The organism is Lactobacillus delbrueckii subsp. bulgaricus, assembly GCF_046938665.1.
Lineage (GTDB): Bacteria > Bacillota > Bacilli > Lactobacillales > Lactobacillaceae > Lactobacillus > Lactobacillus delbrueckii_C.
Map to the genome: position 1 here is coordinate 19,896 of NZ_JBKZCD010000025.1, position 10,944 is coordinate 30,839.

Genomic DNA, 10,944 nt, shown 5'->3' on the forward strand with positions numbered 1-10,944 from the left:
CCTTTCGGAACCTGTCTCCCTCTAATTAAAGAACGCTTGCCTTAACGTATTTATTCTTGCCGATCCGGTAGTAGTACTTACCATGAAGCTTCTGTTTCTTGCTTAATAGCTTAACTTTCTGCTTCTTTTTCAGATGGCCAACTACCTTCCCTTTCTTGTTATAGATCTTGGCATTCTTCCGTACGCGAACTTGCTTAACCTTCTTAGCCTTTTTCGGCAGGCTGCTTGCCAGAACATATCTGTTCTTGCCAACCCGGTAGTAGTACTTGCCATGAAGCTTTTGCTTCTTGCTTAAAAGCTTGACGCTAGTCTTCTTCTTAAGCTTGCCAACTACCTTGCCCTTCTTATTGTAGACTTTAGTCAACTTAGTCAACTTGACCTTCTTGTAAGTCTTAGTCTTCTTAACCGTCTTCTTGCTTACCTTCTTAGAAGCCTTCTTGTTCTTCTTAGCACTAGTCTTTGAAGCCGTCTTGCTCTCAGGTTTCTTATTATTCTTGGCAGATGACTTGTTATCAGACTTAGATTCACTCTTAGTGTCAGTCTTGTTGTCGGACTTAGCTTCACTCTTGGCATCTGCCTTGTTGTCTGACTTGGTATCACTCTTAGCGTCAGTCTTGCTGTCAGTCTTCACATCAGTCTTGGCTTCAGTCTTATTGTCAGACTTTACATCGCTCTTAGTTTCGCTCTTGCTGTCTGACTTGACATCGCTCTTGCTGTCTGACTTCACTTCGCTCTTAGTGTCAGTCTTGGTATCAGACTTCACTTCACTCTTAGCATCGGCCTTGCTGTCAGTCTTCACATCACTCTTGGTTTCTGCCTTGTTATCAGACTTATTATCAGTCTTGGAATCATTCTTGCTATCTGACTTGGTATCGCTCTTAGTGTCAGTGTTACTGTCTGACTTGCTATCGTCCTTGTTTTCCGGCTTAGACTCGGCAGTCTTTTCTTCAACAACCTTCTTGACTTCGTAAACGACAACAGCAGATTCGTTGTCGTCCCCGTCGCGGTACTTGAACATAGCCCGGTCGCTGTCAGTCAGCTTAACTTCGCCGTCAACCTTTGACCAATCCTTACCATCAGTTGAGTAGAGCAAAGTTACTTTTCCGTCAGCATCCTTTTCAGCCTGTTCAACGTTGCCAGCCTTAACCTCAACACTCTTATCAGCTTCAACCGTGCCAGTCAAATCTGGAGCGGGCAGCTTCCGTTCTACCTTGACCACGCTGGTGTAGACTTGGCTCTCATTGCCAGCGTCGTCATAGCTCTTGAATTCTACAGTTCCGTTGTGAGTCAGCGTAAAGGCATCCTTGTAGTCAGTCCAGGTCTTGCCACCATCAAGGCTGTACTTGATGTGGTTGAAGTCCTTGTCAACATCCTGCTTGTCAAAAGCAAGCTCAACCTTGACCTTGCCTTCCCCATCCGGAGTCAGCTTCAATTCTGGCTGGGCAGCGACTTCCTTGACGATATTCTTGACTTCATAAGTCGTAACCTTTGACTCATTGCCGTAAACGTCTTGGTACTTGAACTCAACCTTCCCGTTTTCGGCTACCTGTACAGTATCCTTGTCCAGCTTGGTCCAAGTCTTGCCGTCAACTGAGTAGTAGAGGTCAGCCGCCTTAAACTTGCCAGCAGACTTTTGTACATCGGACAGATTTTCGACCTTCAGCTGAACAGCTTGGTTGGTCTTCTTGCTTTCTGATGCGGAAACCTCCGGCGCCTCAAGCTCTGCCTGGTGATTGTACAGGGTAAAGTCTTGTTCAGTCTTGTTATCACTGCCGTCAGTCAAAGTGACCTTGACCTTCCGGGATCCGTCTTTCTCAGCCTTGATCGGGTAGCTGACCTTGACTGCATCCCTGTTCTTAAAGAAGTCATCGTTAAAGACCTCGTAAGTCTTGTCTTGGTAGGCTGTATCGCTGCCAACTTGCAGGCTGTATCCGCTCAAGTTGTCATTGATCGTTGCCTTAAGATCGTAAACATCCTTGTTGGTGTAGACAGCCAACTGGCCATCCTCGCCTAAGGACATCCCTTCTAATTGCAGGCTTGGCGCTGTTAAGTCAACCCAAAGCTTGTAGCCCCATTCGACGACTGGCTTGCCGTCATTAAGCCGCGGATCTTGCACCAAAGCAGTCAATGAATGGTTGCCGTTCTTTAAGTCTTTGATCGTGTAGCTGAACTTCAAAGTATCTGGGTCGTACTTAACATCATCCCCGTTTAACTGGAAGCGGGCGACTGGGTAGGCCAGCTTACCAGTTACCGTAAAGCTGTTGTCTTTCTCATCGTAACCCGGCGTCGTCTTGCCAATAACCGTCAGATCGCTGGCGATATTGTCAAAAGTCAGCATGTCCTTGTTGTAAGTGTAACTTCTAGCGGTGAAAATCGTTACGTCCTTCTTTGTAACATTGCCATCCGCATCAGTTGCCGTCAGTTCAAAAGGATTGTCACCGTAGTTCAAGTCAACCTTTTGTGAGAACTTGCCGTCCTGGTCAACCGTTAACTTAGTCTTGCTCTTGTCAGACAAGTTTGTCAGTTCAAGTTTGCCGCTTTCGCCAAGGCCAGATACCGTCCCGGATAAAGTATAGGAATCTTCCTTAGCCAAAATCCGGCCTGAGCTTTCTTCGTCAAGGCTGACTTTCGGTCCTTCAGCCTTAACAGTGAAGTTGACTGCTTCAAGGGTTTGGTCCCCGTCCTTGATCAAAAGCTGGTTTTGTCCATCCTTGACTGGCAGCTTAACTTCAAAGTAGCCATCTTCATCGCTCTCTGCCTCGACATCATTAAACTTAAGCTTGGCATTCTTCTTGTAAGTACCAGTTACAGTATAAGTTTCTTTCTCTTGATCGTAAGCCGGGCTTTGACTAGTGATCTTTTGACCGTCAGCTAAGTTAAAGAGAAGAAGCTTGTTATCAGCATCGTTATTTTGACTGGAGAAAGTTGCAGCATAGCCAACATTGCCGGCATAGTCAGCCAAAACAGTTTCTACTTGGTTCTTGCCGTCCTTAAGTCCAGTCAAGGCAGTCGTTGACTCGTAAACATCACTTTCTCCCTTAACCGGAGCCAGGGCCAGCTTCTGCTTTTCACCATTTACTGCCGCAACAAACATTGTCATGTCAAGGCCACTGCCAGAATCCTTAGCCTTCAAACGGAGCTTGCCATCTTTGGTAACCTGCAAGTCACTCACTTCTGGCGCTTGGGTATCAACCTTGACAGGGATGTTCAATTCCTGCTTGCTGCCGCCAGTTGCTGGGGTAAATTCAACCTTGTAGATGTATTGCCCATCCTTAACGACTTGGCCGTCCGCGTCAGTGCCATCCCACTTGTCCAGGGAGTGACTGGTCCACTTACCGCTTGAAGAACTGTAGTAGTCCTTGGTTCCTTCCTTGCCAGCGCCCAAGCTCTTAACTTTGTTTCCTTGAGCATCAGTAATCGTTTCCGTGTATTCCTTGTAGTTCCGGTCAAAGAAGAGAACAGGATATGCGTAGTCCCGGCTGCCATCGCCATTTGGTGAAATCGCGATCAGATCAGGATCAGTATACTTACTGTAATCATCACCATCATAGCCAGTGTAACCGAGAATATCATCGTTGTTAGAAGCCATGACGCCAACCAGGGACCGAATCGTGTTGATTAGATCTGAATTGCCGCCTTCATAAAGCATTGGCGCGCTGACACTCGCTTGACTGTAGCTGCCGAAAAAGCCCATGTATGGAAGAACCAGGTTCGGCGTAGACTGGTCTTCCGCTTCAAAGCCAACATAGCCTTCGACAAAATTTTGCCGCTGGAAACTATATGGCAGGGTCAAGGTAAAGCTTACATCCACGCTTTCGCCAGGCTGGACAGTTACCTTTGGCGTCTCCGTAGTCAGCTGTCCCTTAACAATCTTAGTGTCATAGATTTCGCCACTCTGTGCGTCGGTTGCCTGGGTGTATGGACCGCCATAATTGTCAACCGCGTAAGTCTGAGCCTTCTTGCCATAGTTGGTCAAGGTAAGCTTAAAGGTCGTCTGCCGGCCAATTTCTTTCAAGGCTGCTGCCCCGTTGCCGTTGGCTGCCTTAACCTCAACCGTATTGTTGATGGCATCTTTAACATTGATTTCACCACTCCCTTGCCGGCGGGGAGAAATGATTTCCTTGGTGTGTTCAGTATCATAGACGGGGTGGGAAGTGTTCATGGCTGAATTCTTAGCAAATTGTACTAATTCTTCCCCGGACAAGTTCAAGCCTTGCTTCTTGATACCTTGCAAAATTAATGCTTCGGAACCTGCGACAAATGGTGAAGCCATTGAAGTCCCACTCATTTGCTGGTACTTGTTGTCGTTGGCCAGCGAGTAGATCTTCCCGCCTGGAGCAGTGATTTCTGGCTTGAAGTCGAGTTCCGGCGTTGGTCCCCAGCTAGTAAAGTCACTCATCTTTCCCGCGCTGGAGTTATCGATCAAAGCAGTACCGAATTTCAGCTTGATGCTCTTGCCTTCCTGAGCTGCCTTGGCCAGAACTTCACCATCTGCCTTAGACATCCCCAAGGTTGGGAAAGTCTTGTCGTCCAGTGACATTGAAACTAAGCCGTCATCCCGGTTGTTGTAGATAACAATCCCTGCCGCGCCAGCTGCCTTGGCATTGGCAACTTTCTCTGAGAAGGTGTAAGATCCCCGTTCAACAACTGCAAGTTGTCCCTTAACCTCAGCCTTCTTTTCAGCAGTATAGTCATCTGCACCGCCTAAGCCCATGTCAACAAGCTTAAGCTTCTTCGTCAAAACAGAGTAGTTGCTTTCCAGCTGGGTCGTTACTTGTGCAGCCCCCTTCAATTCTGAATTTGAGTTAAAGGTAACCCCACCGAGTTCGTCTTTAACTGTGTCGGTGGTCACCTTGCTGTTTTCAGCAGAGGCCACCGTCAGAGCATCTGGCGTAACCCCTGGAGCGCCAACAGTGCTGAGTTCACTTGTCCCGGTATTATTGACCGGATTACCATCCGCCGTTGACCCGGCAACACCGGAGTTCCCCGCAGAGATAACATTAATGACGCCAGCCTCTGATGCCTTTGCTACAGCTTGCTGCTGCGGGTCACTCGGATCGACATCTGATGAAACTGAGCCCAAACTCATGTTGATAACGTCGGCCCCCAGCTTAACTGAATCTTCGATCGCGGAAATGATGTCGTCATCATAGGCGCCAGAATTCTTGGCATTGTTGGAGAAGACCTTCATTGCCAAAAGCTGGGCATCAGGAGCAACACCTTTGACTTGGCCGTTGGCCCCGGCAATCCCGGCCACGTGCTGGCCGTGCATTTCGCCAGACCCATTGTCCACGATTTGGTCGTTCTTATCAGCGTAGTTATAGCCGTAAGGAACCTTCTCCGTGTAATACTTCCCGTGACCAAGCTTACTCTTGTCGCTTTCAACATCACTCTTACTCAACGCGGTGCTGACGCCACTATCCAATTTTAGGTCCTGGTGGCTGGAGTCGATCCCGGTATCAATGATCGAGATAACCATGCCTTCACCCTTGAGCTTTTGTTCTTGCCAAACGTCCTGTACTTGAGCCATTTGGTCAGCACTCTCATCAGTTGGGTGGTAAACCTTGACAGGAGTGACATTCTTAACCTGTGGCAGATCCTTAACCTTGTCGATATCGTCTAAGTCCATATCGATTGAAAAAGCATTGACCAAGTAGCCGAACTGCCGGCGGACCTTGTTGCCGGTGATTTCTTCTACCTGCTTGATAACCTTTTCTTGACCATCCTTGACTTGGTCACTTGCCTGCTCAATCTTTTTCACTGAGGCAGCTGATCCAGTCGGCTTACTGGTGTGATCAAATGCCGCTGACTTGTTCAGACTGACGATCACCCGGACCGAGGACTCATTCTTCTTGCTGACAGCTTGACCAGAGGCCTGTCTTTGCTCTTTAGCAGCCTCTTGGAACTTGCTGTAGCTCTTCTTAGCGTTATAGCGCTGCTCTTGCTGCAAGTACTTAGTCAATGCTGCCCGGCTAGCCGACCGTGGGCTAACCGTTTCTTGACTGGCAGCTTGGACAAAAGCGGCTGACTGGAAAGTTCCCGCCAGTGGGCTCGCTGACAGGAGCAGTGCCGCCGCTAGTTCAGCCACTTTGTTCAAATGGTGTGCGGATTTTTTCTTCTGCATCAGTTTCCTTAACTCCTTTAGACAAATAAATATTTTTATTAGCAAGCCTTTAATCACACAGCTCTGACTCACCAATATTTCATAATCATACCATAGTTTAAATTAAAGTTAAGTCTTTTTTAGCAGAATTTTAAGAGAAACGGTGAAAAAACAATTTCCGAACGCCAAAAAGCAAAGAGTATATTGTTTCAGAAATATGCGAGAAAATAACGGGCTATAAAGCTAAAAATCTATAAAATACTAACTTAAAGTTGTATCGCTAAAGTCGTGATATAGTGTTAACTTTTTGATCATAATCACACCGTCCCTATTTAAACATAGTTTCATTGGCTTTTTCATTTAAGAAAAGTATATTGCCGAATTTTAGCTATAGCTTTTTAAGTTAGATTTACATTAAAAAGTTTCATTTATAAAGCAAAAAAGCAGTCAGCAATTGCTGACTGCCTTTTAGTTAGTCTTCGATCACTTTGATCATGTTGTACCATATTTCCCCGGCATGCTCTGACTCAGCTTGCCCGTGGTTGACGTAGCCATTCTTTTCGTAAAAGGGCACCCGGTCTTCCAGGCAGGTCAAGGCGATCCGCCCCCGCTGCATCTCCTTAGCAGTTTCCGCGAATCTATCCAAAAGCTGGCTGCCAATACCCTGCCCCCGGTAATCCGGGTGAACTGCGATGGTTAGGACCATTTGGTTGCCGCCAGGGCCTGACAAACTTTCCGTCTCTTTTTCATACATCCAGTCCTCGATGTAGTCGTACTTACTGTCAACGACTGGCCCGGTGATAAAGCCCACGACCTCTTCTTCCAAATTTCTGGCGACCAAAAAGCTTCCGGTAAACTTCTGAATTCTCTCTTTGTACTGAGCTGGACTGCCCGCTTCTGCCTCATTGAAGCCCGCTCTTTCAATTTCCACGATCCTGTCTAAATCTTCCGCTCTTGCCTGGTCGAATTTCAATGCTCTTCTCCTTGAATGCAAAAAGCACGCCTCTGTCAATCCAGAGAACGCGCCTCGTTTTATTCTTTTTAAAATTGTCTGTTAGATAGCCATCGCGTTAACTTCAGCAGTCACGCCCAACTTAGCCAAAACCAAGGCTGGAGTGTTAGCGTTCTCAGCAACAGCGCTGCGCACTTGCTGATTCTTGTCTTGAGCCAGCTTCTTCAGGACAGCTGCGTCTTCGCTCAGCTTAGCTGCCAGGATCCGCAGACTTGCGTAGTTTGAGTTAGTTTGCTTGCCCAAGAGAGCAACCCATTCCTTCTTTGCTACGATTTGGTCCAACTTCAGCCATTCAGTAACCTTGCACTTGCCAAAGTCAGTTACTTGGCCCCAGCCACTTACTTCGTAGATGGTGATGCCTTCTTCACTTGGGTATTGGCTGGCGTTGACAACAGCGTCTTCCAGCTTTTCGTAGATAGCCAGGTAGCGGTTGTGGTAGGTCTTGCCCGCCAGGTAGCTGCGGCCTTCACGGAAGAGCTTGCCTTCCTTAGCTGAGAATACAAGATAGCCCTTAACTGCTTGTTCGATAGTTACGTTAGTCATATTTACCTCTCCTTGAATAAATTTAATGACATAGTATATTACGAATTATATTCAATTTTCCCAGCATCAAGATTCGCCTTTGATCAGAGAAAACAGCTTGTAAGCTTCTTTTCTTTGCTGCTATTAGGCATTTCCTTAATGCGTTGAAACGATTATAACAGACAATCCTCTTTAATTGTGCATAAAATCTGCTTAATTTCCTTTCTTCTTTTTCTTAAGTCAAAAATTAATTAGGCCCAATTAATTCTATTACAAACTTAAAAAAGTAAAGTTAAATGGATGTAAAGTAATTCCAAATTATCTCTTAAAATCCTTGTCAGACTGCCCTTTTCCGCCCTTTATTCTGTTATTCTGGATTTACGAAAATACAGACAGAATAGATTAGAGGTATAACAACTCATGAACGAGACAATCACGCAGCTGATTCAAAACTATGGCTATGTCGCCGTTGCCTTGTTGATTGCAGCTGAAAACATTTTTCCCCCAATCCCTTCCGAATTGATCCTGACCTTTACCGGTTTCCTGACCCTGTCAGCCAACCTGTCTGTCCCGGGAGCCATCATCGCCTCCACGATCGGCGCCTTCATCGGCGCGGTAATTCTCTACTGGGTTGGCACTTTCTTTGATCAAGAACGCCTTTCCCGTTTTGCAAATAGCAAGGTGGGCCGCCGCTTTGGTCTTTCCCCGGAGAAAATCGCCAAGACGGAAAACTACTTTAACAGCCACGGCCGGGCAGCCACTTTCTTTGGCCGCTTTATTCCAGTCGTCCGCAGCTTAATCTCCCTGCCAGCCGGGATGAGCCGCTTCTCTTTGGCCCGGTTCAGCTTCTACACCATTCTGGGCACGGCCATCTGGAACACTGTTTTGATCTACGCCGGCCGCTTTGCCGGCAATGCCTACCAGCAAGTAGTCCAGGAATTTGAAGGCCTTAGCTTGATCGTGTTAATCGCCTTCTGCGCCATCGCAGCCACTGTCTACCTGCTCAAGAAGAAGGGCTTGATCTTTAAAAAATAATTTTTTTGTCCTTGATCTTGACAAAAATTAAATCCGTATTAGAATTTTACTTAATCAAATAAGTCAAAAGATGAGAAAGACGAGTAGAAAAGCACAATCTTACAGAGAGTTGCCGGCTGGTGAAAAGGCAACAGACCCTGGCTTTTTGAATAACACTTTTTCCAGATCGCCGGCTGAAGTCGCAGTAAGCCGTGCCGCCTGCAGGACGTTACCCTGCTAGAGCATGTTGGTGCTCGAAGTGGTTCGTTTAGAACAAGGTGGGTGGTACCGCGGAAAGAAGCCTTTCGTCCCTGTAGTTTTTGGGGATGAAAGGCTCTTTTTATGCCCTTTTGACAAGTATTAGATTTTTAGCAGAGGCAAGAGATATGGCTAAATTAGTTATTCCAAGTGATTACGATCCGAAAATGACCATCCGCGAAACGGAAAAGGCAATCCGCTACATCCGGGAAACCTTCCAGACCGAATTCGGGACCGCGATGAATCTGGAAAGAATTTCCGCTCCCATGTTTGTCAAGAAGTCTTCCGGCTTAAACGACAACCTCTCTGGCTGGGAAAAGCCGGTTTCCTTTACCCTGCACGACGGGGATGAAGGTGAATTGCAAATCGTCCATTCCCTGGCCAAGTGGAAGCGCTGGGCCCTCAAGCACTACGGCTTCGGCCACGGTGAAGGCATCTTCACCAACATGAACGCCATCAGAAAAGACGAAGAAGTTTTGGACAACCTCCACTCCGTTTACGTTGACCAATGGGACTGGGAAAAGGTCATCGACAAGAGTGAACGGACGGAAGCAACCCTCCGCCAAACTGTCCAGCGGATCTTTGAAACCATCAAGGGGATGGAATACCACGTCCGTGCCCTCTACCCGCAAGCCGCCTACCACCTGCCAGAAGAAATCAGCTTCGTGACCAGCGAAGAACTGGAAGCCCGCTGGCCATCCTTAACCCCAAGCCAGCGCGAAGACAAGATCTGCCAGGAAAAGGGAGCAGTCTTCTTGGAACACATCGGCGGCGCCCTCCCGCTGTCCAAGAAGCCGCATGACCTCCGGGCACCAGACTACGATGACTGGACTTTGAACGGTGACCTCCTCTTCTGGTACGAACCCCTCCAGCGGGCCTTTGAAGTCTCCAGCATGGGTATCCGGGTCGATGAAGACCGCTTAAAAGAGCAGCTGAAGCTTGCCGGTGCTGAAGACCGGTTAGATCTGCCTTTCCACCAAGCCCTCTTAAAGGGTGACCTCCCTTACTCCATCGGCGGCGGGATCGGCCAGTCAAGACTTTGCATGCTGCTTTTGGGCAAGGCCCACATCGGTGAAGTCCAAGCCAGCATCTGGCCTGACGAGATCGTAGAAAAGTGCCAGGCAGCCAAGATCCAGCTTCTGTAAGAGAATCTGCTAAAGCAAGAAGAATATAAGAGCAATCTAAACAAAAATACCGAGGTAAAGAGATAAACATGACAGAATTGATTTCAATCAGAGAATCAAGCAAGCACGTAGATGAAGAAGTCAGAATGCACGTCTGGCTGACCGACAAGCGGTCCAGCGGGAAGATCGTCTTCCTGCAATTAAGAGACGGTACCGCCTTCTTCCAAGGCGTTGTCCGCAAGAACGATGTCAGTGAGGAAGTTTTTGAAGCAGCCAAGGGCCTGCGCCAGGAAGCAAGCTTCTACCTCACCGGGACCATCCATGAAGACGCCCGGTCCCACTTTGGCTACGAAATCCAGATCAGCGACCTGGAAGTTGTCTCCAACAATGAAGGCTACCCGATCACCAACAAGGAACACGGGATCGACTTTCTTTTGGACCACCGTCACCTCTGGCTGAGAAGCCGGCGGCCATTCGCCATCATGCAGATCAGAAACCGGATCTTCAAGGCCACGGTCGACTTCTTTGAAAACGAAGGCTTCGTAAAGTTTGACGCTCCGCTTCTGATGCACTCAGCACCAGAAGGAACCACGGAACTCTTCCACATCGACTACTTCGACCACGACGCTTACCTGTCACAATCCGGCCAGCTTTACGGGGAAGTTGGGGCAGAAGCCTTCGGCAAGATCTTTACCTTCGGGCCAACCTTCCGGGCGGAAGCTTCCAAGACCCGCCGGCACTTGACTGAATTCTGGATGATGGAACCGGAAATGGCCTGGATGCAGCAAGATGAATCCCTGGACCTGCAGGAACGCTTCCTGTCTTACGTGGTTGGCCAGGTTTTGGAACACTGCGAATACGAATTAAGCATCCTGGGCCGGGACTTAGACAAGCTGCGTCCAGCCGCTGAG

6 protein-coding genes and 1 other annotated feature are annotated in these 10,944 nt (G+C 47.9%); of the genes, 3 read left to right on the forward strand and 3 right to left on the reverse strand.

The annotated features are described in order from the left end of the window. Window positions 1-25 precede the first annotated feature (25 nt). The 3 genes from ACLUXO_RS08600 to ACLUXO_RS08610 form a co-directional block, all read right to left on the reverse strand. Window positions 26-6,124: a S8 family serine peptidase gene (locus tag ACLUXO_RS08600; RefSeq protein WP_412137202.1), complete on the reverse strand. Its 6,099-nt coding sequence runs from the start codon at window positions 6,122-6,124 to the stop codon at window positions 26-28. 451 nt (window positions 6,125-6,575) lie between these two features. Beyond that, the gene (locus tag ACLUXO_RS08605) at window positions 6,576-7,076 is read right to left on the reverse strand and encodes a GNAT family N-acetyltransferase (protein WP_412137203.1); all 501 of its coding nucleotides are present in this window, start codon (window positions 7,074-7,076) and stop codon (window positions 6,576-6,578) included. An 81-nt stretch (window positions 7,077-7,157) separates the two neighbouring features. Then, window positions 7,158-7,658: a hypothetical protein gene (locus ACLUXO_RS08610; protein WP_412137204.1), complete on the reverse strand. Its 501-nt coding sequence runs from the start codon at window positions 7,656-7,658 to the stop codon at window positions 7,158-7,160. A gap of 399 nt (window positions 7,659-8,057) precedes the next feature. Here ACLUXO_RS08610 and ACLUXO_RS08615 point away from each other — a divergent pair, with 399 nt between their 5' ends. The 3 genes from ACLUXO_RS08615 to ACLUXO_RS08625 form a co-directional block, all read left to right on the forward strand. Further along, window positions 8,058-8,672: a DedA family protein gene (locus ACLUXO_RS08615; RefSeq protein WP_412137205.1), complete on the forward strand. Its 615-nt coding sequence runs from the start codon at window positions 8,058-8,060 to the stop codon at window positions 8,670-8,672. 63 nt (window positions 8,673-8,735) lie between these two features. Further along, window positions 8,736-8,967 (forward strand) — a binding site (T-box leader). 70 nt (window positions 8,968-9,037) lie between these two features. Beyond that, window positions 9,038-10,054, forward strand: coding sequence for an aspartate--ammonia ligase (gene asnA / locus ACLUXO_RS08620; protein WP_412137206.1), 1,017 nt, complete (start codon window positions 9,038-9,040; stop codon window positions 10,052-10,054). Between the two features lie 68 nt (window positions 10,055-10,122). Beyond that, window positions 10,123-10,944: amino acid--tRNA ligase-related protein (locus ACLUXO_RS08625; RefSeq protein ID WP_412137207.1), on the forward strand; the 822-nt coding region annotated here is incomplete at its 3' end.

Bases quoted from the DNA above. Each gene is read 5' to 3' on its own strand.
- ACLUXO_RS08600 (WP_412137202.1), bottom strand. From the start codon at position 6,124: ATGCAGAAGAAAAAATCCGCACACCATTTGAACAAAGTGGCTGAACTA.
- asnA (WP_412137206.1), top strand. From the start codon at position 9,038: ATGGCTAAATTAGTTATTCCAAGTGATTACGATCCGAAAATGACCATC.
- ACLUXO_RS08610 (WP_412137204.1), bottom strand. From the start codon at position 7,658: ATGACTAACGTAACTATCGAACAAGCAGTTAAGGGCTATCTTGTATTC.
- ACLUXO_RS08615 (WP_412137205.1), top strand. From the start codon at position 8,058: ATGAACGAGACAATCACGCAGCTGATTCAAAACTATGGCTATGTCGCC.